This is a genomic window from Elioraea tepida (assembly GCF_019203965.1).
In the GTDB taxonomy this organism is placed as follows: domain Bacteria; phylum Pseudomonadota; class Alphaproteobacteria; order Acetobacterales; family Acetobacteraceae; genus Elioraea_A; species Elioraea_A tepida.
Map to the genome: position 1 here is coordinate 3,012,056 of NZ_CP076448.1, position 24,495 is coordinate 3,036,550.

Sequence of the window (24,495 nt, forward strand, 5' to 3'; positions counted from 1 at the left end):
CGCGCCGCCGCCGTCAGCGCAGCGGTTCGAGCACCGAGACGTAGTTCGCGACCGCCACCCCGCCCATGTTGAACACGGCCCCGAGCGACGCCCCCGGCACCTGCATCGCCCCCGCCATCCCGGTGAGCTGCATGGCGGCAAGCGCGTGCATCGACACGCCCGTCGCCCCGATCGGGTGTCCCTTGGCCTTGAGCCCTCCGGAGGGGTTCACCGGCAGCCGGCCGTCCATGCGCGTCCAGCCCTCAAGCGCCGCGACCGCCCCTTTGCCCTCGGGCGTCAGCCCCATCGCCTCGTATTCGAGCAGCTCGGCGATCGTGAAGCAGTCATGCGTCTCGACGAAGTCTAGGTCCTCGAGCGTGATGCCGGCCGAGGCATAGGCTTCCGACCAAGCCCGCGCGGCGCCCTCGAACACGATCGGGTTGCGACGGGAAAGTGGCAGGAACTCGTTGACATGCACCGCAGCGCGGAAGCGCACGGCCTTCGCGAGCGTCCGCGCCACGTCCTCGGCGGCGAGAACCACCGCCGCCGCACCGTCGGAGACGAGCGAGCAGTCTGTGCGTCGCAAGGGCGGCGCGACATAGGGGTTCTTCTCGTGCACGCTGCGGCAGAACTCGAAGCCGAGGTCCTTGCGGATCTGGGCGTAGGGGTTGTTGACGCCGTGCGCGTGGTTCTTCGCCGCGATCATCGCGAGCGCGTCCGACTGGTCACCGTGGCGCTGGAAATAGGCCTGCGCGATCTTCGCGAACACGCCGGCGAAGCCGCCCGCGACGCAGCCCTCTTCGGCGCGGTAGCTCGCCGCGAGCAGCGCCTCGCCGATCTTCTCGGGCGGTGTGGCGGTCATCTTCTCGACGCCGACCACGAGCACGATGCGCGCACGCCCCGCGGCGATCATGTCGCGGCCGGCATGGATTGCGGCAGAGCCGGTCGCGCACGCGTTCTCGACTCGCACTGCCGGGCGGAACCGCCACTCGGGAACGGCGTTGAAGGCGAGCGAGGCCGGGAAGTCCTGCGCCGAGAACCCGTTGTTAAAGAGGCCGATCGCGAGCGCATCGACCTCCTCGACCGCAAGCCCTGCGTCCTCGACGGCCGCGCGCGCCACCCGGGCGATCAGGCTCTCGATGTCGGGGTCCTCGAGCTTGCCGAAGGGGGTATGCGCCCAGCCGACGATGCAGGCGGCCATCGTCACCTCCTCAGACGGGTCTGTCGCCTTTCTCCACCTTCAGGGTGCGATTGTCCACGCCGGGAAGCATCCGCGCCGGGTCGCGCGTGACGATCACGTCGAGAACCGTCGGCGTGTCGGTGTTGGCGAGGCCCTCGCGCAGCGCCGCCTCGATCGTGTCTGGGTCCTCGACGCGAATGCCATGGCAGCCCATCGCCCGCGCGACCGCGGCATAGTCCAGTTCGACCAGCTCGCTTGATTGGTAGTTGCCCGGGCCGTAGACGGCGTGCTGCAGCGCCTTCACGTATCCGGAGGCGGCGTTGTTGAAGACGCAGAGGACGATCGGCGTGCCGAGGCGTCGCGCGGTCTCGAGGTCGCCGATCGTCATGTTGAACCCGCCATCGCCCGTGAGCCCGACGACGCGCCGCCCCGGTGCGCCGAGCTGGGCGCCGATGCTGCCCGATGCGCCATAGCCGATCGAGGCGAAGCCGCGGTCGGCGACGAAGTGGCGGCCCGGGCGCATCGTGTCGAACAGAAGCGCGCCCCAATGTGCGGCGAAGCCGCCATCGGCGACCAGGATCGCGTCCTCCGGCATCACTGCGTTGAGCGCGTCCATCAGCCGCCCGACATTGATCGGCCGCTCGCGGCTCTTGAGCCGATCCGCAGCACCGTCGCGCCAGGAGGCCATCCTCGGCGCGACTGACGACCACCATGAATGCCGCCGCGACCGGCGATCAGTCCCTGGGCCGAGAGCGGCAGAGAGATCCTCAAGCGCAAGCCTCGCATCGGCGGCGAGAGCGACCGTCGTGCGCGTCGTCCGGCCGATCTCGTCCGGCACGATGTCGATGTGGATCACCGTCTTGTCGGGCGGGATCAGCGTGAAGCGTCGTGTCGCGATCTCGCCGAGCTTACAGCCGACGACGAGCAGGAGATCGGCCTCCGCGACGAGCTCGTTCGCGATCCGGCTGTAGCGTCCGAACACGCCGGCCGAAAGCGGGTGCGTGCAGGCGATCGCGCCCTTGCCGGACATGGTGTGCGCGACCGGGATGCCCTCGCTTTCGGCAAGCGCCTGCAGCGCCTCGTGCGCGCCGCTGATATGGATGCCTCCCCCCGCGAGGACGAGCGGCCGCTCGGCGCGGGCGAGCAGGGTGGCGGCGCGCGCGAGCTCCGCGCCGTCCGGGCGGAAACGTCGTGCCTGCACCGAAAGTGTTCCGGGGTCGATCCAGAATGCTCCAGCCTCGAACTCGTGCTCCCCGTGGGCCACGTCCTCCGGGACGTCGAGCACAACCGGCCCCGGGCGCCCCGTGGTCGCGACCGTAAAGGCGCGCCGGACATGTTCAGGGATTCGGGCGATGCTCTCGATCCGGATCACCTCCTTCGCCACGGGGCGCAGCACCTCGAGCTGGCGCGCCTCCTGCGTCATGTTCTTCCACGAATGTTCCCGGTTCGTGTCGCCGGTGATGGCAATCAGCGGGATGCCGGCATTGAGGCTCTCGGCAAGCCCGGTCGCGAGATTGGTCGCGCCTGGGCCGAGCGTTCCGTCGCAGAGCCCGGGGCGGTTCGTCACGCGCGCATAGGCGTCGGCGGCGAAGGCGCCGCTGCGCTCGTCGTTGATCAGGCAGTGGCGGAGATTGAGGACGCGGCAGGCCTCGTAGAACGGCAGGAGCTGGAACCCGCCCATGCCGAAGATCGGGCCCGCACCCGCAAGCCTCAGCATTTCCGCAAGCGCCCGGCCGCCCGACATTCGGGTGGCGTTCGTGACTGGTGCCGTCATCCAGAGATCTCCCTTGCACGTGCAGCGACGAGGCGGGCGACGAGCTCCCGCGCCGTTTGGCCGACGGCACCGCCAAGCCGCGCCGCGACAGCGTTCACGGCCGAGACGATCCCGTCGTGATACGTGCTCGCGGCATCGCCGATCTCGGCGCTTGCGGCCGAGACGGTGGCCGCGGCGATGCCGCGCGCGGCGAGCGGCGCAAGCCTGCCCAAGCCTGCCTCGTCAATGCCGATGCCGGCGTCGTTGTAGAGGGCGGCGAACACCGCCACCTTAACCGCCGTCTCCGGCCGCCCGCCGAGCAGCGCGCCATGCGAGCCGGTGACGATCACCTGGCCCAAATCCTCAGGCCGGACGAGGGCGTTGCTGTCGAGCGCGAGCACGCGCACGCCCTTTGTGCCTGCCTCCGCGATCTCGCGCCGTGAGTCCGCAAGCGCGGGCGGGGGAGGCGAGGGCGGAAGCGCGGCAGCGGCAAACCGCGCGAGCGCCTCCGCCACCGCCATGCCGGCATCGATGCCGAGCGCGCGGCCGCGCGCGTTCACGGTGGAGAGCACGCCGCGGCGGAGACAGTCCTTCCCGTCGGCGATCCGTGCGGACCAGACATCGACCGCTGCAGCGGGAACGCCCAAGTCGTCAAGAAGCGCGAGCCCCGCTACGCCCGCTCCGTTGCGGCCTATTCCCGCGTCGGAGAGGATCACGGCAGAGACGCCGCATCGCGCCGCGAGCGCCGCAGCGTAGCGGCCGCCATGCGACGGTGCGAGCACGACGCGCCCGCGTGCCGAGTCGTCGAGTTCCGTCACGCTGTCGCGCACGATCACGCGCTCGGCGTCGCTCACACCCCTCTCTGTTCCCTGCCGTGGCCGACTTGATTCAGGAACCACGCGCGGCCATGGTGCGCAAGTGCGGCCGCCGCCGCGTGAAGGGGGGAAATGCATGACCGCGTCTCGCGGCAATCTTGACCACGCTCTCAGCCTGCTGCGCACCATGCGGCGAATCCGCGCCTTCGAGGAGGCGGCGCTTGCCGGCCACAAGGCGGGGGAGATCCCGGGCCCTTTGCACGTCTCGATCGGCCAGGAGGCCGTCGCGGCCGGCGTCTGCGCGGCACTTCGGCGAGATGACCGGATCACCTCGAACCACCGCGGCCACGGGCATGCGATCGCCAAAGGCGCTGCCCCAGGGCCAATGATGCGCGAGCTCTATGGGCGCGCGGGCGGCTTCTGCGGCGGCAAAGGCGGCTCGATGCACATCGCCGATTTCTCGGTCGGGATGCTGGGGGCGAATGGCGTGGTCGCTGGCGGCATCCCGATCGCCGTCGGTGCTGCGCAGGGCTTGAGGCTGCTGGGGTCGGACGCGATCGTCGCCTGCTTCTTCGGCGATGGCGCGGTCAATCGCGGCCCCTTCCTCGAGGGGCTGAACTGGGCAGCGCTCTGGCGCCTGCCGGTGCTGTTCGTCTGCGAGGACAACGCCGTCGCCGCCTTCACGCGCGCTGACGCCGTGACAGCAGGCGCGGGTGCGGTGGCGCGCGCGGAGGCGATCGGCGTGCCGGCCGCGTCGGTTGACGGCAACGACGCGCTTGCGGTGCTTGACCTTGCCGAGGCGATGGTCGCTTCAATCCGGCGCGGCGAGGGGCCGCGTCTGTTGCATGCGCGAACCTTTCGCCTGCTCGGCCACACCTCGACCGACCCTGCCGCGTGGCGGGATGCGGCGGAGGTGGAAGCGGCGCGCGCGCGTGAGCCGATCGCCCGCCTCGAGGCCTGGCTTGCGGCCAATGGTGTCGACCGCGGCGTGCTCGAGGCGATCGCTGCGGACGCCGAGGCCGAGATGGCGAGGGCGCGCGCCGAGGCGCTCGCCGCGCCCTGGCCGGCGCCCGCTTCGGCATTCGCGGATGTGCAGGACGTCGGCGCGGTTCCGGTCCCCGCATGAGCACGGCGACGATGATCGAAGCGCTCCGCCGCGCGGCGGAGCAGGAGATGCGGCGTGACCCGCGCGTGTGGGTGCTCGGCGAGGACGTCGCCCGCGGCGGGCTATTCGGACAGTATCGCGGCTTCCTCGAGGCGTTCGGGCCCGACCGCGTGGTCTCGACCCCGATTTCGGAAAGCACGATCATGGGTGCGGGGCTCGGCGCCGCACTCGTCGGCACGCGGCCGATCATCGAGATGCGCATCTTCGACTTCGTGATGTGCGCGATGGACGAGCTCGTGAACCAGATCGCCAAGGTGCGCTACATGTTCGGCGGCCAGGGGCGCGCCTCCGTGGTCGTGCGCATGCCGCACGGCATATGGCGCAACTCGGCCGCCCAGCACAGCCAGATGCTCGAGGCATGGTTTGCGCACCTGCCGGGCGTTGTCGTCGTCGCGCCCTCGACGCCCGCGGATGCCGCCGGGCTGCTTGTCGCCTCGATCCGAAGCGACGATCCGGTCCTGTTCTTCGACCCGAAGGACCTGTTCGGCGAGACCGGCGAGGTACCTGACGAGATCGAGCCGCTTCCCTTCGCCATGGCGCGGCGCGTGCGTTCGGGCGATGCGGCGACGGTGGTGACGTGGTCGGCCGCCGCGCGCGACGTGGCGCGCGCGACAGAGTCGCTCGCACGAGAGGGGATCGAGACGGATGTGCTCGATCTCCGCAGCATCTGGCCCTGGGACGAGGAGGCGGTCGTCGCTTCCGTTGCGAGAACAAGACGTCTTGTCGTCGTGCACGAGGCGGTCGAGCCGGCCGGGTTCGGGGCCGAAGTGGTCGCCCGCGTGGTCGAGCGGCTCGGCCCCGGCGGGCTGCGTGCCGTGCGCCGGCTTGGGGCGCCGCGCGTTCCCGTGCCCTTCTCCCCGCCGCTCGAGACGGCGATCCGGGTGACGGAGCAGAAGATCGTCGCCGCGATCCGCGACGTCGTGGCAGCCTGACGCGGGCGGCCCATACGGGCGCGTGGGCCCCGCCCATCGCGGCCGTCAAGCAGATCCGGTGACGATCCCCCCCCGGCGTCCTTTGCTGTCGCGAGGCCGGAGAAGGAGGGAAGGGCGCCTTGCATCGCCGCTTCGGTGCTTATATGAGTTTCAGGAAGTTCTGAAATGCCAGAAGGGTCGGAACACCGTGAACCTCCCGCCGCTGATCCAGGCCTTCGTGCTGCATTTCGGCGAGATGGGCAGCCGCTGGGGCATCAACCGCACGGTGGGGCAGATCTATGCCCTGCTCTTCGTCTCTCCCGAACCGTTGAACGCCGACCAGATCGTCGAGGCGCTCGGGATCTCGCGCTCTAACGTCTCGATGGGCCTGCGCGAGCTCCAGGCCTGGAACCTCGTTCTGCTCAGGCATGTCCCGGGCGACCGGCGGGATCACTTCACGACGCCGGACGACGTCTGGCAGATCCTCCGCGTTCTCGCCGAGGAGCGGAAGAAACGGGAGGTCGACCCGACCCTCTCGGTGCTGCGCGAGCTTCTGATGCAGAAGCCGTCGACGGCGGCGGAGCGTCACGCCCAGGCGCGCATGGCCGAGATGCACCAGCTGATCGAGCAGCTCACCACCTGGTACGAGGATGTGCGCCGGCTCGAGACCGAGCGCCTCGCCCAGCTTCTCGCCCTCGGCTCTCGGGTGGTGAAGTTCCTCGAGGCGAAGGACAAGGTTGTGGCGCTCGCGCGGCCGCGCCGCGCGGCGCAGAAGGAGGATGCCTGATGGACGCGACCCTGCTTGCGCGGATCCAGTTCGCCGCCAACGTCTCGTTCCACATCCTGTTCCCGACGATCACCATCGCGCTGGGCTGGGTGCTTCTGTTCTTCAAGCTCCGGTTCAACGCCACCGGAGACGAGAAGTGGATGGGCGCCTACCGGTTCTGGGTGAAGGTGTTCGCCCTCTCCTTCGCGCTCGGCGTCGTCTCCGGTATCACCATGAGCTTCCAGTTCGGCACCAACTGGCCGGGCTTCATGGAGCGCGTGGGCAACATCGCGGGGCCCTTGCTCGCCTACGAAGTGCTGACGGCGTTCTTCCTTGAGGCGACCTTCCTCGGCATCATGTTGTTCGGGTTCCGTCGCGTGCCCGGCTGGCTTCACACCGGGGCAACCGTCTTCGTCGCCGTCGGCACGACGCTCAGCGCGTTCTGGATCCTCGTGCTGAACTCCTGGATGCACACGCCCGCAGGCTTTGAGCTGCGCGATGGTGTCGCGCATGCGACCGACTGGTGGGCGATCATCTTCTCGCCGTCGATGCCCTATCGGCTTGCCCACATGCTGATTGCTTCGGCGCTGACCGTCGCCTTCCTGATGGCAGGCCTCTCCGCTTGGCGCTGGCTCCGCGGCGATCGCGGCGCCGATGTCGCGGCCGCACTGCGCACGGCCGTGGTGATGGCAGCGGTATTTGCTCCGACTCAGCTCCTTGTGGGAGACCTGCATGGGCTCAACACGCTCGAGCACCAGCCCGCGAAGGTGGCGGCGATGGAGGGCAACTGGACCACCGGCTCGCACGTGCCGCTGCTCCTCTTCGCGATCCCCGACGAGGCCGCCCGGACCAACCATTTCGAGATCGGCATCCCCTCCGGCGCCTCTCTGATCCTCACGCATAGGATCGACGGCGTGGTACCGGGGCTTGATGACTTCATCGGCAAGCACCCTCCTGTCGCGCCGGTGTTCTACGCCTTCCGCGTCATGGTCGGCATCGGGCTTCTGATGATCGCGATGGGGCTTGCGGGCGCCTGGCATCTCTGGCGGCGCGGGTCGCTGCCGCGGCCGCTCCTGATCGGGTTCGTGGCCATGACGTTTTCCGGCTGGGTGGCGACTCTCGCCGGTTGGTACGTCACCGAGATCGGCCGCCAGCCCTGGCTCGTCACGGGCGTGCTGACCACGGCGGAGGCGGTCGGCCCGATCGCTGCAGGAACGGTGCTCTCCACACTTCTGATGTATCTCGCCCTCTATGTCGTGCTGCTCGCGGCCTATGTCGCGACGCTGTTCCGGCTCGCGCGCAAGGCTGGCGCGCCGCCCGCGGCGCAGGGTGGCGGGGAAGCGCTTGCGCTCGCCCGCGCCGTGCCCGCCGCCAAAGCGTGAGGCTGCGATGACCCCGTTCCTTCCGCCCGATCTCCTGCCGGTCGTGTTCGCCGCGCTGATGGCGGCGTCCGTCCTCGCCTATGTGGTGCTTGACGGGTTCGACCTCGGCGTCGGCGTGCTCCTTCCCCAGGCGGCGAACGAAGCCGAGCGTGACCGGATGGTGGCCTCGATCGGACCGTTCTGGGATGCGAACGAGACCTGGCTCGTGCTCGGCGTTGGCCTCCTCCTCGTCGCCTTCCCGATCGCGCATGGCCAGATCCTCACCGCCCTTTACCTACCTGTGGCGCTGATGCTGCTCGGGCTCACGCTGCGCGGCGTGGCGTTCGAGTTCCGCGCCAAGGCGGCCACTGCCGAGCACAAGCGGCGGTGGGACCATGCCTTCTTCGGCGGCTCTCTGCTTGCGGCCCTCACCCAGGGCTGGATGCTCGGCCGCTACGTGCTCGGCTTCGACGAGGGCGCCGTCGCTCTCGCCTTCGCCGCCCTCTCTGCCATTGGCGTGGCGGTTGCTTACAGCTTCATCGGCGCCGCGTGGCTGATCTGGCGCTGCGAGGGGGCGCTGCAGCGTCGCGCCGTGGCCTGGGCGCGGCGGTCGCTCTGGGGTGTGGCGCTCGGGATCGTCGCGGTCTCGGTCGCAACGCCGGTTGCGAGCGAGCGGATCTTCCACCGCTGGTTCGATTTCCCGAACATCCTCCTGCTCGCGCCGTTGCCGGCTGCGACGCTCGCTCTTGTGGCCGGCCTCGCGGCGCTCCTGCGTCACATGCCGCTGCCAGGGGATGCGCTTCGGCGCCTGCCATTCTGGGGCGCGGTGGGGCTGTTCTGCCTTGCCTTCGCGGGCCTCGCCTGGAGCTTTTTCCCGTATGTGGTGCCCGAACGGCTCACGCTCTGGCAAGCCGCAGCCGCGCCGGAGAGCCTCTCGATCATTCTCGCCGGCGCGCTCGTGGTGATGCCGATCATCGCCGCCTATACCGTGCTCGCGTGGCGCGTCTTCGGCGGCAAGGCGATGGACCTGCGCTACGACTGAGTGAGCAGTGCCTCGGCTGCGTCGGCGAGCACGGCGCAGCCGCGGACGATGTCCTCCTCCTTCGTGTCCTCGGTCCAGTGGTGGCTGATGCCCCCGATCGAGGGAACGAACAGCATCCCCGCCGGCATGCGCAGGGCGAGCACCTGGGCGTCATGCCCGGCCCCAGACGGCATGCGCTGCCACCGCCCCGGCGCATGCGCCTCCGCTGCCCGCGCAAGAGCGTCCTGGAAGCGCGCGTCCATCACCTTCGGGATGGTCTTCGAGGCGACTTCGATGGTCACGCGGCAGGGTCCCGCGGCATCCGCCTCGGCGACGAGGCGGCGGAGATGCGCCTCGAGCCGGTCGAGCACAGCCGGGTCGGCGTCGCGGAACTGAACGTTCATCTCCGCCGCACCGGGGATTATCGAGGGGGCGTTCGGGTCGAGCGACATGCGCCCGATGGTCCAGACGGAGCGCTCGGCGATGACGTCGGGGAACGTGTCGTCGATCCGGTTCGCGAGACGGGTCATCGCCACCCGCGCGTCCTTGCGGATGGCCATTCGTGTGGTGCCCGCGTGGTTCTGCTCGCCGATGAAACGGATCCGGAAGTTCCAGATCGCGACGATGGAGGTGACGACGCCGAGAACGAGCCCCTTCGCCTCGAGCTCGTCACCCTGCTCGATGTGCGCCTCAAGATAGCCGAGGTAGCGAGAGGGATCGTCGAGTGTCACGCGCGGAACGCCCGAGAGGCCGGCGCGTTCGAGGCCTGAGCGCATGCTCTCTCCGGTGGTGCGGTTTATGGCGCGGTCGATCTCCTCCTCCGTCACCTCTCCGATGAAGGAGCGTGAGCCCAGGAAGCTGCCGTAGTGACCCTCCTCGTCCACCCAGGCGGCGACGTCGATCGGGAGTTGCGGCAGGGCGCGGGCCACCTCGAGGCCGAAGATCACGCCCATGGCGCCGTCAAGCCAGCCCGCCTCGTTCTGGCTCTCGAGGTGGCTGCCGATGAGGAGCCGTCGCCCCGGGTTGCGGGTGAAGCCGAACACCGAGGCGATGCCGTCGATCCGCGGCTCGAGCCCGGCCTCGGCAAGCCGGCCGGCGAGCCAGCGGCGGCTTGCGATGTCCTCGGGCGAAAGTGTCGGGCGATGCACGCCGGTGCGGAAGCGGCCGAAGCCGCGCAGCGTGTGAAGGTCCTCGAGAAGCCGACCTGCGTCGATCCGTGCCATTCATCTCTCCCTGCCGATCCGGCGGCGATGCTGCACCGAGAGAGGCGAAGAGGCGAGGGGGCTCAGGCGGCGGCGGTTCGCGGGCCGGCGACGGGCTCGTAGACGCCGCGCTCTCCGGCAACGGCTGCGAACCGGTCGGTGATGCCGAGCACGGTCTCCGCACCGCCAAGATAGAGCACGCCGTCGGGGGGCATCTGCGCGGCGATCGCCGCAAGCACCCTGGCCTTGGTCGGCTGGTCGAAATAGATCAGAACGTTGCGGCAGAACACGATGTCGAACCGCCCGAGCGGTCGGAGATCGCCGAGCAGGTTGAACTCGCGCCAGGTGACCATCGCGCGGATTGCCTCGCACAGGCGCCAGGACGCGCCCTCCTGCCGGAAGTACTTGACGAGCATCTGGATCGGCAGGCCGCGCTGCACCTCGAACTGCGAGTAGAGACCCTCGCGCGCACGGGCCAGCACGTCGCGCGAGAGGTCGGTGCCGATGATTTCGACGCGCCGGTCGCCGAGCCAGGGCCTCGCCTCGTCGACGATCATCGCGAGCGAATAGGCCTCCTGGCCGGTCGAGCAGGCGGCCGACCAGATCCGGATCGGCTGGCCCGGGGGCCGTGCCGCGTGTAGCCGCTTCAGCGCCGTCGTCTTGACGTGGTCGAAGGGCTTTCCGTCCCGGAAGAAGAAGGTTTCGTTGGTGGTCATCAGCTCGACCACCTCGCGCGCCAGCGCCTCTCCGGTTGGGGAGGAGATCCTGGCGACGAGGGCGCCGAGATCGGCGATCTTCTCCCGCTTCATCAGGGCGCCAAGCCGCGTCTCGACGAGGTAGAGCTTGTCGGGGCCGAGCACGAGCCCGGAGCGCGCGTGCAGAAAGGCGGCGAGGGCGGAGAAGGCGGCCTGGCTCATGCGTGCGCTCCGGACCCGAAGGACGAGGTGACGGCAGAAGCGATCGAGGCGAGCGGCAGAACGGCGGAGGCGAGGCCCGCGCGGGTGACCGCCCCGGGCATGCCCCAGACGACCGAGGTGGCCTCGTCCTGGGCGATCACCCGTCCGCCTGCTGCGACGACGGCTTCCGCCCCCTTCATCCCGTCCTGGCCCATGCCGGTCAGCATCACGACGAGAACGCGCCCGGCGTAGGCCGCCGCCGCACTCCGCAGCATCGGGTCGACCGCGGGGCGGCAGAAATTCTCGGGCGGCGCCTTGGAGAGGCGGATCCGCACGACGCCCCCGTCCTGCACCACGGTCAGGTGCGTGTCGCCGGGGGCGAGATAGGCCCGGCCGGGCAGGGGTGTTTCGCCGTCTTTGGCTTCGGCGCAGGGCGGGCCGCCGAGGCGGTCGAGATGGTCGGCGAGCACGGCGGTGAAGGTGGCGGGCATGTGCTGGGTCACGAGCAGCGGCACGGGAACGGACCGGCCGAGCCCGGAGAACAGGGTGAACAGGGCCTGCGGGCCGCCGGTCGAGGCGCCGATCGCCACCACCGCCGGGCGGAACACGCCACTCTGGGGGCGGAGCGTCGGGGGCGGCGGCGCCGGCCGCGGGGCGATCCGACGCAGGCGTCGCCGCTGCTGCCCCAACCCCTTGACCTTGGCGACGATCTCGTCGCGGAACGAGGCCTCGGAGGCGATCACCGCGGTCGTGGTCGGCTTCGGCACATAGTCGGCCGCGCCGAGGCGCAAGGCGCGCAGGGCGATGTCGGCGCCGCGCGTCGTGAGCGTGCTCGCCATCACGACCTTGAGCTCCGGGTCGACCCGGAGCAGCTCGGGAAGGGCGGCGAGCCCGTCCATCACCGGCATCTCGATGTCGAGCACGCAGACATCGGGCCGAGTCGCGCGCACGGCCGCGATCGCGTCGCGACCATTGGCGGCGCGCGCGACCACGGCGATTTCCGAGTCGCTCTCGAGCATGCGCGTGATGAGGCCGCGGATCACGGCGCTGTCGTCGCACACGAGCACGCGGACGCGCGGGTCGTCGGCGGCAGCCTCGGCCGCCGCCGGGGCCGGGGCCTGGACGGGCGTCACAATAGGCCCGCCTGGGCGAACTTCGAGGCGATGATCTCGGCGTCGAAGGGCTTCATGATGTATTCCCTCGCGCCGGCCTCGATCGCCTCGAGAATGAAGCTCATCTCGGTTTCGGTGGTGCAGAACACCACCGTCGCGGCCGTGTCGCCGAACTCGGCCTTTAGCGCGCGCAGAAACTCGATGCCGTTCATCACCGGCATGTTCCAGTCAAGCAGGATGGCCTTCGGCATGCGGCGCCGGCATGCGGCGAGCGCCTCGGCCCCGTCCTGCGCCTCCTCCACGGCGAAGCCCTGCGCCTCGAGGATGCCGCGGGCGATCCGACGAACGAGACGGCTGTCGTCAACCACGAGGCAGACGCCGCGCCCGCCTTCGGCGACCGCGCCGGACCCTACGCCGGCGCCAAGGCTTGCCCCAGCTTGCTCAGACATCGCGGCTGCTCCATCCAGGTCGTGCCGAGCGAGCATGCACGGGCGATTGCGTATCCTTGGTTAAGGCTGCAGAACTCGGTCATGCAGCAGGGGCAACTCACGCCGGAGGCGTTCCTCGCCTGGCTCGAGGGCGTTGGCATACGCCACGAGACCATCCGCCACCCCCCTGTTTTCACCGTTGCCGAGAGCAAGCGTGAGCGGATCCACGAGCGCCTCCCCGGGGCACATGTGAAGAACCTGTTTCTCAAGGATCGCGACGGGCGGTTCTGGCTCGCCACCCTGCTCGAGCACCGCCGCGTGCCGATCGGGGCGCTCGCACGGTCGCTCGGCCTGCCGCGGATGAGCTTTGGCTCGCCCGAGGAGCTCGGGGCCCTCCTCGGCGTCACGCCCGGGGCGGTGACGCCGTTCGCCCTGGTGAACGACCGCGGCCATCGTGTGGGGTTCATCCTCGACCGGGAGCTCTGGGAGGCGCAGGGGCGGATCACCGCTCACCCGCTCACGAACACCGCGACGACGTCGGTGTCGGCCGAGGATTTCCGCCGGTTCCTCGCGCTCACGGGGCACCAGCCACGCATCGCCGACGTTGCCGCACTGAAGGCCGACGCGGGCTGAGAGCGGTGCCGTTCGGGGCGGGGCGGCCGCCGCGGGCTTGTTCGCGCCCCGCGCATGCGCATGTTATGGGCAGGTCTGGCACGCCCAGTGCGCTGGGCGGCTGGCACATGAGAGAAGGCAGATGGACATCATCTTCGACCCGCCGAAACCGACAGGCGGCACCAGCAAGGCCGAGGCAAACGGCACGCCAGCGGCAGGGCAGGCCGACCCGGTCAAGGACGTCACGGAGGCGAGCTTCCTCGCCGACGTGATCCAGGCGAGCCAGCAGGTTCCGGTGATCGTCGACTTCTGGGCGACATGGTGCGGGCCCTGCAAGCAGCTCACCCCCATTCTCGAGAGGGTGGTTCGGTCCGCGGGGGGGCGGGTGCGTCTCGCCAAGATCGACATCGACAAGAACCCGCGCCTGATCGCGATGCTCGCCCAGCAGGGGCTTCGCGTGCAGTCGGTGCCGACGGTTGTGGCCGTGATCCAGGGGCAGCTCGTGCCGCTGTTCCAGGGCGCTCTGCCGGAGAGCCAGGTGCGCCAGGTGATCGAGCAGGTGGTGCAGATGGCGGGGGGGACCATGCCGTCGGAGGACCTGCTCGCAGCGGCGAAGGCGGCCGCCGGGGAGGGGCAGCACGAGGAGGCGATCGAACTGTTGCGCGCCCTGCTCGCCGAGGAACCAGACAATGCCGAAGCGATCGGGCTGATGGGCCGCTCGCTCATCGCTCTGGGGCGGGAGAGCGAGGCGGGGGCGCTGGTCGCGAACCTTCCCGCCAATGTCGAGAGCCACGCCGAGATCCAGGGGGTGAAGGCCGCCCTCGAGGTGGCCGCGAGAGGGCGCGAGGCCCAGGCGAAGCTTGCCGAACTCCAGGCGCGGCTTGCCGCCAACGCCGACGATCATGCCGCGCGGTTCGACTATGCGGTGGCCCTGAACGCGCTCGGGCGGCGCGAGGAGGCGGCAGAGCAACTCTTGCAGATCATCCGCAAGCAGCGCGGCTGGAACGACGATGCCGCGCGGCTTCAGCTTCTCAAGTTCTTCGAGGCCTGGGGCCTGAACGACGAGGTGACGGTGGCGGCACGCCGCCGGCTGTCGGCGCTCCTGTTCAGCTGACGGCACGCGCGATGAAAGCCCGGCCATGAGCGGCAACGCCTGGGCCCCGAAACCGGCGGACCTTCCGGCCGAGATCGCCGTCTTTCCGCTCACCGGCGCCCTGCTTCTGCCGCTCGGCCGCCTGCCACTCAACATCTTCGAGCCGCGCTACCTCGCGATGACGGAGGACAGTCTCTGCCAGGGGCGGATGTTCGGTATGATTCAGCCGAACGCCGGCGAGCCGGGCGGGGCGCATGGCCCGAGCCTCTACCGCGTCGGTTGCCTCGGGCGGATCTCCTCCTTCAGCGAGACCGATGACGGGCGCCTCCTGATCACGCTTACCGGCGTGGCGCGCTTTTCGGTCGCCGAGGAGCTGCCGATGCGGCGCGGCTATCGCCGCGTGCGCGCAGACTACGCCGCCTATCTCGGAGATCTCGAGGCAACCCCGAGGCTCGTTCTCGACCGGGCCCGCCTCGAGGAGTCGTTGCGCGCCTACTTCCGCGCCAACCGGATCGAGGCCAATTGGGACGCAGTTCGGGAGACGCCGGATGCGATGCTCGTGACGACGCTTGCCATGGTCTGCCCGTTCGAGCCGCGCGAGAAGCAGGCCCTGCTCGAGGCGCCGACGCTTCAGGACCGTGCCGACATGCTGCTCGCGCTCGTCGAGATCGGCGCCCATGGCGCGCCGGAGCCGGAGGGAGGGACGCGATTGTCATGACCGCCGAGATACCCGAGCCGCCGCCGGTCGACCCGAGGCTGCTCGAGATCCTTGTCTGCCCGGTCACCAAGGGGCCGCTCCGGTACGATCGTGCCCGCGGCGAACTGATCAGCGACCAGGCCGGTCTCGCCTACCCGATCCGCGACGGGATCCCGATCATGCTCGCCGATGAGGCGCGGCGGCTGGACGATCCCGCGCCGACGCGCTGAAGGAAAAGCCGATGCCCGTGCCGACCGAGCTGCGCCTCAAGCGCGCCGAGAAGGTGCTCGTGGTCACCTTCGACGACGGGGTGAGCTACACGCTTCCGGCCGAGTATCTGCGGGTTGAGAGCCCCTCGGCAGAGGTCCAGGGTCATGCACCCGACCAGAAGGTTCTCGTCTGGGGAAGGCGCCATGTCGGCATCCTCAGCGTCGAGCCGGTCGGGAACTACGCGGTGCGGATCGTCTTCGACGACCTGCATGACACGGGCATCTATTCGTGGGACTACCTCCGCACGCTCGGCGCGGAGTACGAGACGCGCTGGGCGCGCTATCTCGACGAGCTCGCCGCGCGCAGCCTCTCCCGCGAGCCGCGTGCGCCGCCCTCGGGCCGAAGCGGCTGAAACGCCGACGGGCAGGGGAGGCACCATGGTCCTTCTCCGCTCGCTTCTGTTCAACCTCTGCTTCTTCGCTTTCACGGCAGCGGGTGGGGTGCTGCTCTCGCCCGCTCTTGTCCTCCGCCGTGAGGTCTCGCTCGCTCTCGTCCGCTGGTGGGCGCGACAGGTGCTGCGTCTGCTCCGCGTCCTCGCCGGGATCGAGGTCCGGGTGACTGGGGCCGAGCACCTTCCGGCCGAGGGGCCGGCCCTGATCGCGGCGAAGCACCAGTCCGCCTTCGACACGATCATCTGGCTCGCGCTTCTGCCGCGGCCGGCCTATGTGTTGAAGAGGGAGCTGCTCGCCATTCCCTTCTACGGCTGGTTCACCGCCCGGTCCGGGCAGATCGGGGTCGATCGCGGCGCCGGGGCGGCGGCGATCCGCACGCTCCTGCGCGGTGCCGAGGCGGCTTGGGCTGACCGTCGGCAGGTGGTGATCTTCCCGCAAGGAACGCGCGTGGCGGCACGTCCCGGCACGGCGGAGACCCACCCGTATCAGCCGGGCGTCGTGGCCCTCTACATGCGCGGGAAGCTGCCCGTGATCCCGGTCGCGACAGACTCGGGGCGCTTCTGGCCGCGGCGCTCGTTCCTGAAATATCCAGGCACGATCACCATCGCCGTGCTCGAGCCCATTCCGCCGGGCCTCCCGCGCCCTCTGTTCGAGGCCACGCTCACGGGGGTGATCGAGGCGGCGAGTGATGCGCTGCTCTCCACCCCTGTGGATAAACCTGTGGGAAGCGGCGCTGCCCGAGCTCCACCATCACACGAACATGCTCGCTGAAGTGGTTCTGGAGCCGCGTTTCTTGCGGGGAAATCCGCCAGTGTCCGTGCCCTTTCAACGCTGCCCGTGGACGATGGGGGCCGCGCGGGCAGGCTGTGGATGATCTCTCGATGCTGCGTCGCCTTGCCCTGATCGTCGGCGGAGTTGCCCTCGGTGCGGCCGCGGTCCATGCCGCGATCTGGTGGGCTGCGACCGGGCGGCTCATCGACGAGGCGGAGGCGGTGATCGCGGCGGAGCGATCCGCCGGACATTCGGTGAGCCACGCGCCGCTGCGGCGCAGCGGCTACCCGCTCGCCGCACGCGTGACCATGCCGGATTTGCGCTACGCAGGCCGCCTCCTGCTGCCCGGGGGGGCGGCTCTGCCCGTCGTGTGGCGGGCACGGGAGGCGACACTCGTTCTCATGCCTCAAGCGCCCCGAAGCCTCGGCATAGACATTGCCTGCCCCTGCGAGGGGGGTGCGGGCGGCGCGCCGCCGCTGCCGATCGATGCCGTGGCGTTGCGCGCCGAGGTCCCGCTCACTCGCGACGACGCTGGCCCCACGCTGCTTGGCCGCGGCATCGTGCTCTACACTCCGGAGGGGACCTTCACGGTCGAAGAGTTCCGGGCCCGTGTGCCCGGCCGCGGTGTGGCATCGGTGTCCGCCGAGGCGCTCGGGATCGAGCTGCCGCCGCCTGATCGGCAGTGGCCGCTCGGCCAGCGCGTCGCTCAGGCCGCTGTCCAGGTCACGCTCAGGGGAGTCCTGCCTGCCGGACCGACGCCCGCGCGTGCTCTCGCCACCTGGCGCGACCAGGGCGGCGCGCTGGCGTTCGAACATGTCTCGCTCGCCTGGGGGCCGCTCTCCGTGCGCGGTGCGGCGACGCTCCGGCTCGACGAGGCGCTTCAGCCGGGCGGAACCGCCACGGCGACCATTTCCGGGTTCGGGCCGGCGCTCGACCAGCTGGTCGCGTCGGGCGCGATCGCGCGTGGGCCGGCGGCCTTGGCACGGCTTGCGCTCACCGCTGCGTCCCGGCCGGGCGCTGGGGGGGATCGTGTGGTTGACCTCGCGCTTGCGATCGAGGACCGGACGCTCTCGGTGGCGCGGATTCCGCTCGCTCGTCTGCCGCCGATCGCTTGGCCTGACTGAAGGCGCCGGCACAGCGGGGCCGCTCGCGCAGCCTCTCGTTCCCTCTCGACCGGCCGCGCCGCGCTCGCGGATCAGCGGCTCGGCTGAGCCCGGAGGGTGCGCTCAAGCAGCGTTCCCCATGCCTGGTCGAACGGGTGCAGGGCAGGAAGGGCTGGCCGCCTCGCCTCGGCGTACCAGCGGAACAATCCGCCCAAGAGGTTGGCTACGCTGACCGGGCCCAAGGCCGAGAGGGCCGGGCCCACGCGCTCGGCAAGGCGTGCGCTGCGCAAGCCCACGGAACAGGCGAAGACGATGACCCGTCCGGCACAGCCCGCGCCATGGAGGGCGACGAACCGCTCAGTCTTGATCGCGGGATCAAGCCGTATGGCACCCGGAAGATGACCGACACGGAACTCCGCTTCGGTGCGGACGTCGAACAGAACTGTGCCGGCCGAGGCAAGCAGCGCCTCGAGCTCCTGAGGCGTCACGTGCGGCACCGGGTGGAGGCGGCGGATCGCCTGCTCGACATGGGCGAGCGTCACCGCGGGATCGCGCGGGTCGGGCAGCCCGGCACAGTGCTCAGGCAGGAAGCGCATCGGCGACTTCCCCGTCACGCTCCGCGCGGCGAACGGCGCCGCCGGCGAGAAGGTGCAGCACCACTCCGCCCGCCGAGGCAGCATCGTCCGGGTCGTGCGTGACCATCAGCACCGGCAGGCCGAGGCGTCCGGCGCGTTCGAACACGAAGCGGCGCATGCGCTCGCGAAGTGCGACGTCGAGCCGGCCGAACGGCTCATCGAGAAGCAGAGCGCGGGGCTCGGCGAGCAGGGTGCGCATGAGCGCGACGCGCGCCCTCTGACCGCCCGAGAGTGTGGCCGGGTCGCGCTCGGCATAGCCCTCGAGCTCGGCGTCCGCGAGTGCGGCGGAAATCCGCGCCCGTCTCTCTTCGCCACGCACCGAGGGTGGCAGGCCGAAGGCGAGGTTGCCGGCAACGGAGAGGTGCGGGAAGAGGAGATCGTCCTGGAACAAGATCCCGATACGCCGCCTGTGTGCCGGGAGGGGCGTGACGTCGATGCCATCGACACGCACGGTGCCTTCGGCGTGAAAGGCAGCGTCGAGCGTTCCCGAGACCCAGGCAAGCAGGCTCGACTTTCCCGAGCCGGAAGGACCCATCAGCGTCACGATCTCGCCTCTGGGCACGGCGAGGTCGAGCGGGCCGACGAGCACCCGCTCGCCGAGCACGATCCGCGCCCCGGTGATCTCGAGCCCGCTCATGCCACCGCGAGCCCGCGCCGGTTGCGCCAGACGAGCGGCGGAGCGGCGGTCGCCGCCGCATAGGCGACGAGCGGCAGGAGCGCCTGCATCAGGGCATAGGCGCCGACGATCCGCCTGTCCGACCCGCCGGCGAGGGTCACCGCTTCGGTGGTGAGGGTCGTGATCCGGCCGGCTCCGGCGAAGAGGGTGGGCAGATACTGGCCGATGCTAACGGCGAAGCCGATCGCCGCGGCGGTGAGGATGGGGCGGAGCATCAGCGGCAGTTTCACGCCGAGGAAGACCCGCCACGGCCCGGCGCCGAGGGCCGCGGCGGTGCGCGCAAGCCGCGGGTCCATCGCCCGCCAGGGATCGGCAAGCGCGAGGAACACGTAAGGAAGGACGAACAGGAGGTGCGCCCACACCACGGCGCCGAGCGTGCCGTCGATCCCGGCACGCACGAACAGAACCTGCAGGCCGAACAGGAAGGCGAGCTGCGGCAACAGAAGCGGCGTGTAGAGGAGCCACAGGGCGCGCGCCCCGGGCGAAAGCCCGAACCGCGCCTCTGCCTCGAGGCAGAGAAGCGCGAGCGCCACCGCGGCGAGGGTCGCAAGCGCCGCGATCGCGACGGTCGCCCGAAGCGGGGCGGCGAGCGCGTCTGCCTGGGCCCGCCAGGTCTCGAGCGTGAGGCCGCCCGGCAGTGCATCGGGGAAACGCCAAGGGCCGGCGAGGGACCAGAGCGCGAGCACGCCGAGCGAGGCAAGCGACAGCGCGATGACGACGCCGAGCGCGCCGGTTGCGAGGAATGAGGCTGATCGTCCGGCACCCCCGCGCCTGCCTGACTCGACCCAGCGCCTGCCGATCCGCCCCACGAAGAGCTCCGCCGCGTGCCAGACGGCGATCGAGGCGACGACCACACAGCCGAGGAGAAGAGCCGCGGCTGAGGCCGGAAACCAGAGCGAGAGGTCTCGGTCGGAGAACCAGCGGATGGCGAGCACGGCAAGTGTCGGCGGCGTGCCGGGCCCGAGCACCATCGCGACGTCGACGACCGACAGGCTGAAGGCGAGCACCGCATAGACCGGCAGCCTGATCTGCGCATAGACGAGCGGGAACACGACCTTCAGCCAGCCGGTGACCGGCCCGTAGCCGAGCGTGCGTGCAGCCCGCATCAGGGCCTGAGCGCGCACCTGGTTCAGCGCCGCAAGGGCAGCGAGCAGGAGATAGGGCACCTCCTTGAGAACGAGCCCGGCGATGAGCGCGATGCCGGAGCGGTCATTCACCGTCGCGATGTCCGGTGGCCTCGTCCAGCCGGTCGCCCAGGGAGAGAGAAGGCGCGCGAGCAGCCCCGATGGTGCTACGAGGAAGGCGAAGCCGATCGCGACCGCCGCATGCGGTGTCGCGAGCATCGGTGCAATCACGCTCTGGGCGCGTCGGAACAGCGGCCGATCGTGGCAGGCGGCGCAGAACGCCACGACGAGCCCGAGCGAGAGCAGTGTGGCCGCGAAGCCGGTCGTGACCGTGAGCCGAAGCGATGTGGCGAAGCCCGGCGCGTCGAGGAGCGTACGCCAGGGCGCGAGCGAGAGCTGCTCTCCGCCGAGGGCGGGAAGAAGGCCGAAGGCGGGAAGCGCCGTGCCCGCAAGTCCTGCGAGGATCGGGCCGAGGAACAGGGCGAGCGTGACGAGCGGCGCGGCGCGAAGCGGGCCGCCCCGCTGCCGTGCTCCCCGCGTCACCGCGCGACGCGCCGTTCCCACTCCGCGACGATCCGGGTCATCCACGAGGGGTGCGGCTCCGGCAGCGGGCGGCCGAGTTCGGAATCAGCGAGGGTCGCGATCCCGCGCGGGAGGAGCTCAAACCGTGCCCGCTCCTCCGGGGGCAGACGGTGGATCGCAAGCACCGAGACGCTACCGAGCACGCGCGGGTCCTGCGCATGCGCCTGCGCCTCCGCGCTCAGGAGGAAGTTGGCGACCACCATCGCGCCCTCCTTGTGGGCGGCGTTGAAGGGGATCGCGACGAAGCTCGCATTGCCGATGGTGCCGCGCTCGAGCACGAAGGTGCGCACGGAAGGGGGGAGTTGCCCGTTGGCGATCGCGGTCGAGGCCTCGGACGGGTTGAAGGAGATCATGATGTCGATCTCGCCGTCGTTCATCAGCGCGCGCTGCGCCGGCCCGTTGTCGGGGAACTGCCGTCCGCTGCGCCACAGATGCGGGCGGAGCGCGTCGTACCACGCCCAGAGCGGCGCAGTTGCCGCGGCGAAGGCCGTGTCGGTGGCAGGTGCGAGCAGCACGGAGGGATCGGGCGCGAGCTCATAGAGAGCCTGTTTGAGGAAGGTGGCGCCGAGGAAGTTTCGCGCGGTCGGGTGCGTGAGCCGGCCCGGATTGGCGCGTGCCCAGGCGAGCATCGCCGGGATCGAGCGCGGCGGGTCGCGCACCGTCGCGCTGTTGTAGACGAAGACGATCTGCGCCATGCGCCACGGCGCGGCGAGGCCTTCGACCGGCACGGTGAAGTCGGTCACCGTTGCGGGCTTGCCCTCGGTGTCGATGAAGCGCGCGTTGGGCAGACGGTGGACGAAGGGGCCGAACAGCAGCCCCGCTTCCTTCATCGCGAGGAAGTTCGGCCCGTTGATCCAGACGAGATCGACCGAGCCGCCCTGCTCGCGGCCGGCCGACTTCTCCGCGACCACGCGCGCCACCGCCTCGGCCGTGTCGCGCAGGCGCACATGCTGGATCCGCACCCCGTATCGTTCTGAGACACGATCGTTCGCCCAGGCGATGAACCCGTTCGTCCGGTCATCCCCGCCCCAGGCGTTCCAGAACACGGTCTGCCCACGCGCGGCGGCGACGACGTCGGGCCACGGGGTGGCAAGCAGCGGGTGCCCGGGTGTCTGCGCGACCGCCGCGGCGGGTGCGGCGAGCGTGGCCGAGAGAAACGCGCGCCTGCCGAGCCGCTTCATGCCACCGCTACCCTCCGCTCGCGCCGACGCACAGCGGCGGCGGCCTCGATCCGAGGCTTCAGAACCTCCTCGTGGAAACGGTCGCAGCCGATGCAGAGATTGGCATAAGGGCGTCCCTTCGGATCGGTGGTGCGCGATTTCTCGAGGAAGGTCTCGACCGACCAGCCGTAGCTGAGCCCCATGCGCTGCGGCTGCCCGGCATTCAGCGCCTCGTAGACCGGGTCGCCCGCAAGGCTGTCGAGGATCTCGATCAGCCCTTCCTCGGTAAGGTTGCCGATGGGAAGCTTCGTCTTGAGGCAGCAGGGATAGACCGACCCGTCGGGCTCGATGCTCACCTCCGAGCCGGAATAGCCGTGGTTGAGGAAATTCATCGCGCCTGACCAGCGGGCGCAGAAATTGTCGGCGAGCGTGGCGGTGGAGAGGCCGTTCTGCCAGCCGCGGCCGCGCGGCCAGATCTTGCCGATCCACGCGTCGGGCGAGGCGCCGAAGAACGAATAGAGGGGCCCGGGTTCATCGAGCCAGTTCCGGTGCGTGGTCGCGACCCCGCTGCGGCGCAGGCCCGCCGCCTCGAACAGCGCGCTGAGCGAGGCGATGAACGCCTGCTGCTTCGCCTCGCCTTCGAGGCCGACGTGGTAGTCGTCGATCGAGGCGACCGAGATCATCCACACGCCGCGGCGGAGGAGGTCATCGATCATGGCGGGGGTGAGGAGATCGCCGGTGGTCTGGACGATGATCTTCACCCCGCCCCGGTCACGATACTTCGCCGCGAGCTCCTCGATCACGGGATAGGTGACGCGCTCGCGCACCGGGTCCATCAGGCACTCGCCGCCCGAGAGGATGATCCGACCCGTCTTCCGCGGCAGCGTGCCGTCAGGCCTTGGGTCGTTGAGGTCGAGATAGGTCATCTCCGGGGGGAGATTGGCGATGACCTTCGGCGCGTTTCGCTCGGCTTCCGCGACCACCGCCTCGAGAGCGCCGCGCACATAGGGCCGGAAACGATCCTCGTAGCAATGACGGCATTTCCGATGGCAGGCCCAGGCCAAGACCCAGTAGATCGACTCCACGTTACCTCCATACGGCATCGCGGGGCGTTGAGTCGCACGAGTTGGCCCGGCGGTTCCAGCACTTTTGCCCCATGTCCGGCCGGCCTGCCTCGGCGCAATGGACACACCCGCGACCGCAGCGGCCGAACGCGCCTCCCTCGCCGCCGTGCCGGCGCGGCGCGTGCCGTGTGACCGCGAGGCGGTGAGTCGCCCGAGTGACGGGCGGAGCGAACAGCGCGTGCTGGCTTCCTCAGGAGGATGTTGTGTGCCTCGGGCGCCGAGACGCGCGAATCGCGGCGCGGTCCAGGCGGCCCGGAGTGCACGCCGAGGCCGCGCCTCGCGCCGCTCGCCCCGCCCGTAGGACCGGCGAGGGGGGCCAGACCTCTGCCGCTGATGGTGGCGTGCGCCGCGGCTGCCGCGAGCCCTTCCGCAGAGCCTATCGCACCCCCGCATAAGCGCGATCGAGCCGCGGCAGAAACGCGGTCGCAAGCCCGAGCAGCGGCAGAAAGGAGACGAGGCGATAGACGGTGCCGATGCTCGTCGCGTCCGCGAGCACGCCGAGAGCGGCGGCGGCGATGCCGCCAAGACCGAAGGAGAAGCCGAAGAACATGCCTGAGACGAAGCCGACGCGGCCGGGCAGCAGGTCCTGTGCATAGACGAGGATGGCGGAGAAGGCCGACGAAGTGATGATGCCGATCACCACCGCGAGCACGCCGGTCCAGAACAGGGTGGCGTAGGGAAGCGCGAGCGTGAAGGGAAGCGCGCCGAGGATGGAGAACCAGATCACCGGGGCCCGGCCGACCCGGTCCCCGACCCAGCCGCCGAGCACCAGCCCGGCCGCGAGCCCTGCCATGTGCGCGAACAGGAAAAGCTGCGCCGTCTGCACCGACACGCCGAAGGTCTCGATCAGGTAGAAGGTGAAGTAGCTCGTCAGCGCCGCCGAATAGAAATTCTTCGAGAAGATCAGCACCACGAGCACGGCGAGGCCGACCAGCACCGTGCGACGGCCGGCGCGCGCGGGCAGCGCGGCCCCTGCTCGGCCAGGCGCGCGCCACGCCTGCGCATACCAGCTGCCGACACCGGCGAGGATGAGTGCGGCGAAGAGCGCGAGCAGCGAGAACCAGATCACCCCACGCTGCCCGACCGGCACGACGACGAAGGCGGCGAGCAGCGGCCCGAGCGCCTGCCCCGTATTGCCCCCCATCTGAAACACCGACTGTGCGAGCCCGTAGCGTCCACCGGCCGCCGCGCGCGCCACGCGCGATGCTTCCGGGTGGAACACCGCCGACCCGCAGCCGACCAGCATCGCCGCGAACACGAGAAGCGGGTAGGCATCTGCCGTCGAGAGAAGGACGAGGCCCGCAAGCGTGGCGACCATGCCCCCTGTCATCGAGTAGGGGAGCGGCGTGCGGTCCGTGTAGAGGCCAACGGCGGGTTGCAGGAGCGAGGCCGTGCACTGGAAGGCGAGGGTGAGCAGCCCGATCTCGGCGAAGTCGAGCGCATAGGCGTCCTTGAGGATCGGGTAGAGCGCCGGCAGCAGCGACTGCATCGTGTCGTTCAGGAGGTGGCAGAAGCTGAGCGACAGGATGATCGGCAGGCTCGCGGCAGGCTTCGGGGGCGGTGCCGCGGCGGCAGGCGTAGAGGAGGACACGTCCATCAGGCTAGAGCAGACCGCGCACGCCGGGAACCGGCCGTGCGGGCAGAGCTGCCCCCATGGCGAAGGCGGA

General features: G+C 70.2%; 25 protein-coding genes. 12 read left to right on the top strand and 13 right to left on the bottom strand.

Annotated features, from left to right (window positions below; all coding sequences use genetic code 11):
• Nucleotides 1–13 precede the first annotated feature (13 nt).
• From KO353_RS14455 to KO353_RS14465, 3 genes are read right to left on the bottom strand one after another with little or no spacing between them, the layout of a single operon-like run.
• Nucleotides 14–1,180 carry an acetyl-CoA acetyltransferase gene (locus KO353_RS14455; RefSeq protein WP_218285481.1) on the bottom strand — a complete coding sequence of 389 codons (1,167 nt, stop codon included), beginning with the start codon at nucleotides 1,178–1,180 and terminating at the stop codon, nucleotides 14–16.
• A 10-nt stretch (nucleotides 1,181–1,190) separates the two neighbouring features.
• Nucleotides 1,191–2,933 (bottom strand): thiamine pyrophosphate-binding protein, encoded by a 1,743-nt coding sequence (locus tag KO353_RS14460; protein ID WP_218285482.1) that lies wholly within the window; start codon nucleotides 2,931–2,933, stop codon nucleotides 1,191–1,193.
• Nucleotides 2,930–3,766, bottom strand: a complete 837-nt coding sequence (locus KO353_RS14465; RefSeq protein ID WP_218285483.1) for a hypothetical protein — start codon at nucleotides 3,764–3,766, stop codon at nucleotides 2,930–2,932. The genes KO353_RS14460 and KO353_RS14465 overlap by 4 nt, the downstream gene beginning before the upstream one ends.
• Before the next feature lie 97 nt (nucleotides 3,767–3,863).
• Here KO353_RS14465 and KO353_RS14470 point away from each other — a divergent pair, with 97 nt between their 5' ends.
• The 5 genes from KO353_RS14470 (at nucleotide 3,864) to KO353_RS14490 (ending at nucleotide 8,972) form a co-directional block, all read left to right on the top strand.
• A complete protein-coding gene (locus KO353_RS14470) occupies nucleotides 3,864–4,853 on the top strand; it encodes a thiamine pyrophosphate-dependent dehydrogenase E1 component subunit alpha (RefSeq protein WP_218285484.1) in 990 nt (329 codons plus the stop codon).
• Between the two features lie 11 nt (nucleotides 4,854–4,864).
• Nucleotides 4,865–5,824, top strand: a complete 960-nt coding sequence (locus tag KO353_RS14475; protein WP_235691901.1) for an alpha-ketoacid dehydrogenase subunit beta — start codon at nucleotides 4,865–4,867, stop codon at nucleotides 5,822–5,824.
• 187 nt (nucleotides 5,825–6,011) lie between these two features.
• Nucleotides 6,012–6,590 carry a GbsR/MarR family transcriptional regulator gene (locus tag KO353_RS14480; protein ID WP_218285486.1) on the top strand — a complete coding sequence of 193 codons (579 nt, stop codon included), beginning with the start codon at nucleotides 6,012–6,014 and terminating at the stop codon, nucleotides 6,588–6,590.
• Nucleotides 6,590–7,951, top strand: coding sequence for a cytochrome ubiquinol oxidase subunit I (locus KO353_RS14485; RefSeq protein WP_218285487.1), 1,362 nt, complete (start codon nucleotides 6,590–6,592; stop codon nucleotides 7,949–7,951). Before KO353_RS14480 ends, KO353_RS14485 begins: the two co-directional genes overlap by 1 nt.
• Before the next feature lie 7 nt (nucleotides 7,952–7,958).
• Nucleotides 7,959–8,972 (top strand): cytochrome d ubiquinol oxidase subunit II, encoded by a 1,014-nt coding sequence (locus KO353_RS14490; RefSeq protein WP_218285488.1) that lies wholly within the window; start codon nucleotides 7,959–7,961, stop codon nucleotides 8,970–8,972.
• Here KO353_RS14490 and KO353_RS14495 read toward each other — a convergent pair.
• The 4 genes from KO353_RS14495 to KO353_RS14510 form a co-directional block, all read right to left on the bottom strand.
• Nucleotides 8,963–10,174 (bottom strand): Zn-dependent hydrolase, encoded by a 1,212-nt coding sequence (locus KO353_RS14495; RefSeq protein ID WP_218285489.1) that lies wholly within the window; start codon nucleotides 10,172–10,174, stop codon nucleotides 8,963–8,965. The genes KO353_RS14490 and KO353_RS14495 overlap by 10 nt on opposite strands.
• Before the next feature lie 62 nt (nucleotides 10,175–10,236).
• Entirely contained in the window at nucleotides 10,237–11,070 is an 834-nt protein-coding gene (locus KO353_RS14500) for a CheR family methyltransferase (protein WP_218285490.1), read from the bottom strand.
• Nucleotides 11,067–12,182 carry a protein-glutamate methylesterase/protein-glutamine glutaminase gene (locus tag KO353_RS14505; RefSeq protein WP_218285491.1) on the bottom strand — a complete coding sequence of 372 codons (1,116 nt, stop codon included), beginning with the start codon at nucleotides 12,180–12,182 and terminating at the stop codon, nucleotides 11,067–11,069. Before KO353_RS14505 ends, KO353_RS14500 begins: the two co-directional genes overlap by 4 nt.
• Entirely contained in the window at nucleotides 12,179–12,610 is a 432-nt protein-coding gene (locus tag KO353_RS14510) for a response regulator (RefSeq protein ID WP_218285492.1), read from the bottom strand. Before KO353_RS14510 ends, KO353_RS14505 begins: the two co-directional genes overlap by 4 nt.
• Before the next feature lie 81 nt (nucleotides 12,611–12,691).
• Between KO353_RS14510 and KO353_RS14515 the strand changes: the two genes are divergently transcribed.
• The 7 genes from KO353_RS14515 (at nucleotide 12,692) to KO353_RS14545 (ending at nucleotide 17,548) form a co-directional block, all read left to right on the top strand.
• A complete protein-coding gene (locus tag KO353_RS14515) occupies nucleotides 12,692–13,222 on the top strand; it encodes a prolyl-tRNA synthetase associated domain-containing protein (RefSeq protein WP_218285493.1) in 531 nt (176 codons plus the stop codon).
• Between the two features lie 121 nt (nucleotides 13,223–13,343).
• On the top strand, nucleotides 13,344–14,315 hold the full coding sequence (locus KO353_RS14520; protein WP_218285494.1) for a thioredoxin family protein: 972 nt from the start codon (nucleotides 13,344–13,346) through the stop codon (nucleotides 14,313–14,315).
• A 25-nt stretch (nucleotides 14,316–14,340) separates the two neighbouring features.
• Nucleotides 14,341–15,012, top strand: a complete 672-nt coding sequence (locus KO353_RS14525; protein WP_218285495.1) for an LON peptidase substrate-binding domain-containing protein — start codon at nucleotides 14,341–14,343, stop codon at nucleotides 15,010–15,012.
• The gene (locus KO353_RS14530) at nucleotides 15,009–15,221 is read left to right on the top strand and encodes a Trm112 family protein (protein ID WP_218285496.1); all 213 of its coding nucleotides are present in this window, start codon (nucleotides 15,009–15,011) and stop codon (nucleotides 15,219–15,221) included. The genes KO353_RS14525 and KO353_RS14530 overlap by 4 nt, the downstream gene beginning before the upstream one ends.
• Nucleotides 15,222–15,232: 11 nt before the next feature.
• Entirely contained in the window at nucleotides 15,233–15,613 is a 381-nt protein-coding gene (locus KO353_RS14535) for a gamma-butyrobetaine hydroxylase-like domain-containing protein (RefSeq protein WP_218285497.1), read from the top strand.
• Between the two features lie 25 nt (nucleotides 15,614–15,638).
• Complete coding sequence (locus tag KO353_RS14540; protein ID WP_218285498.1) at nucleotides 15,639–16,424, top strand: lysophospholipid acyltransferase family protein; 786 nt, start codon at nucleotides 15,639–15,641, stop codon at nucleotides 16,422–16,424.
• Between the two features lie 110 nt (nucleotides 16,425–16,534).
• Complete coding sequence (locus KO353_RS14545) at nucleotides 16,535–17,548, top strand: DUF2125 domain-containing protein (protein WP_218285499.1); 1,014 nt, start codon at nucleotides 16,535–16,537, stop codon at nucleotides 17,546–17,548.
• A 71-nt stretch (nucleotides 17,549–17,619) separates the two neighbouring features.
• Here the strand turns inward: KO353_RS14545 and KO353_RS14550 are convergent, their stop codons facing one another.
• The 6 genes from KO353_RS14550 to KO353_RS14575 all read right to left on the bottom strand — a co-directional run bounded on the left by KO353_RS14550 (nucleotide 17,620) and on the right by KO353_RS14575 (nucleotide 24,425).
• Nucleotides 17,620–18,123, bottom strand: a complete 504-nt coding sequence (locus KO353_RS14550) for a rhodanese-like domain-containing protein (protein ID WP_218285500.1) — start codon at nucleotides 18,121–18,123, stop codon at nucleotides 17,620–17,622.
• Nucleotides 18,107–18,799, bottom strand: a complete 693-nt coding sequence (locus tag KO353_RS14555) for an ATP-binding cassette domain-containing protein (protein ID WP_218285501.1) — start codon at nucleotides 18,797–18,799, stop codon at nucleotides 18,107–18,109. The genes KO353_RS14550 and KO353_RS14555 overlap by 17 nt, the downstream gene beginning before the upstream one ends.
• Nucleotides 18,796–20,505: an ABC transporter permease gene (locus tag KO353_RS14560; RefSeq protein ID WP_218285502.1), complete on the bottom strand. Its 1,710-nt coding sequence runs from the start codon at nucleotides 20,503–20,505 to the stop codon at nucleotides 18,796–18,798. Before KO353_RS14560 ends, KO353_RS14555 begins: the two co-directional genes overlap by 4 nt.
• Complete coding sequence (locus tag KO353_RS14565; protein WP_218285503.1) at nucleotides 20,502–21,725, bottom strand: ABC transporter substrate-binding protein; 1,224 nt, start codon at nucleotides 21,723–21,725, stop codon at nucleotides 20,502–20,504. Before KO353_RS14565 ends, KO353_RS14560 begins: the two co-directional genes overlap by 4 nt.
• The gene (locus KO353_RS14570) at nucleotides 21,722–22,789 is read right to left on the bottom strand and encodes a radical SAM/SPASM domain-containing protein (protein ID WP_218285504.1); all 1,068 of its coding nucleotides are present in this window, start codon (nucleotides 22,787–22,789) and stop codon (nucleotides 21,722–21,724) included. Before KO353_RS14570 ends, KO353_RS14565 begins: the two co-directional genes overlap by 4 nt.
• Nucleotides 22,790–23,204: 415 nt before the next feature.
• Nucleotides 23,205–24,425, bottom strand: a complete 1,221-nt coding sequence (locus KO353_RS14575) for an MFS transporter (RefSeq protein ID WP_218285505.1) — start codon at nucleotides 24,423–24,425, stop codon at nucleotides 23,205–23,207.
• Nucleotides 24,426–24,495 lie beyond the last annotated feature (70 nt).

Excerpts from the sequence above, each read along its gene's own strand:
- KO353_RS14470 (WP_218285484.1), top strand. The coding sequence starts at position 3,864 with ATGACCGCGTCTCGCGGCAATCTTGACCACGCTCTCAGCCTGCTGCGC.
- KO353_RS14545 (WP_218285499.1), top strand. The coding sequence starts at position 16,535 with ATGCTGCGTCGCCTTGCCCTGATCGTCGGCGGAGTTGCCCTCGGTGCG.
- KO353_RS14455 (WP_218285481.1), bottom strand. The coding sequence starts at position 1,180 with ATGGCCGCCTGCATCGTCGGCTGGGCGCATACCCCCTTCGGCAAGCTC.
- KO353_RS14520 (WP_218285494.1), top strand. The coding sequence starts at position 13,344 with ATGGACATCATCTTCGACCCGCCGAAACCGACAGGCGGCACCAGCAAG.
- KO353_RS14540 (WP_218285498.1), top strand. The coding sequence starts at position 15,639 with ATGGTCCTTCTCCGCTCGCTTCTGTTCAACCTCTGCTTCTTCGCTTTC.
- KO353_RS14530 (WP_218285496.1), top strand. The coding sequence starts at position 15,009 with ATGACCGCCGAGATACCCGAGCCGCCGCCGGTCGACCCGAGGCTGCTC.
- KO353_RS14535 (WP_218285497.1), top strand. The coding sequence starts at position 15,233 with ATGCCCGTGCCGACCGAGCTGCGCCTCAAGCGCGCCGAGAAGGTGCTC.
- KO353_RS14485 (WP_218285487.1), top strand. The coding sequence starts at position 6,590 with ATGGACGCGACCCTGCTTGCGCGGATCCAGTTCGCCGCCAACGTCTCG.
- KO353_RS14575 (WP_218285505.1), bottom strand. The coding sequence starts at position 24,425 with ATGGACGTGTCCTCCTCTACGCCTGCCGCCGCGGCACCGCCCCCGAAG.
- KO353_RS14525 (WP_218285495.1), top strand. The coding sequence starts at position 14,341 with ATGAGCGGCAACGCCTGGGCCCCGAAACCGGCGGACCTTCCGGCCGAG.
- KO353_RS14565 (WP_218285503.1), bottom strand. The coding sequence starts at position 21,725 with ATGAAGCGGCTCGGCAGGCGCGCGTTTCTCTCGGCCACGCTCGCCGCA.
- KO353_RS14510 (WP_218285492.1), bottom strand. The coding sequence starts at position 12,610 with ATGTCTGAGCAAGCTGGGGCAAGCCTTGGCGCCGGCGTAGGGTCCGGC.
- KO353_RS14460 (WP_218285482.1), bottom strand. The coding sequence starts at position 2,933 with ATGACGGCACCAGTCACGAACGCCACCCGAATGTCGGGCGGCCGGGCG.
- KO353_RS14550 (WP_218285500.1), bottom strand. The coding sequence starts at position 18,123 with ATGCGCTTCCTGCCTGAGCACTGTGCCGGGCTGCCCGACCCGCGCGAT.
- KO353_RS14475 (WP_235691901.1), top strand. The coding sequence starts at position 4,865 with ATGATCGAAGCGCTCCGCCGCGCGGCGGAGCAGGAGATGCGGCGTGAC.
- KO353_RS14555 (WP_218285501.1), bottom strand. The coding sequence starts at position 18,799 with ATGAGCGGGCTCGAGATCACCGGGGCGCGGATCGTGCTCGGCGAGCGG.
- KO353_RS14500 (WP_218285490.1), bottom strand. The coding sequence starts at position 11,070 with ATGAGCCAGGCCGCCTTCTCCGCCCTCGCCGCCTTTCTGCACGCGCGC.
- KO353_RS14490 (WP_218285488.1), top strand. The coding sequence starts at position 7,959 with ATGACCCCGTTCCTTCCGCCCGATCTCCTGCCGGTCGTGTTCGCCGCG.
- KO353_RS14515 (WP_218285493.1), top strand. The coding sequence starts at position 12,692 with ATGCAGCAGGGGCAACTCACGCCGGAGGCGTTCCTCGCCTGGCTCGAG.
- KO353_RS14495 (WP_218285489.1), bottom strand. The coding sequence starts at position 10,174 with ATGGCACGGATCGACGCAGGTCGGCTTCTCGAGGACCTTCACACGCTG.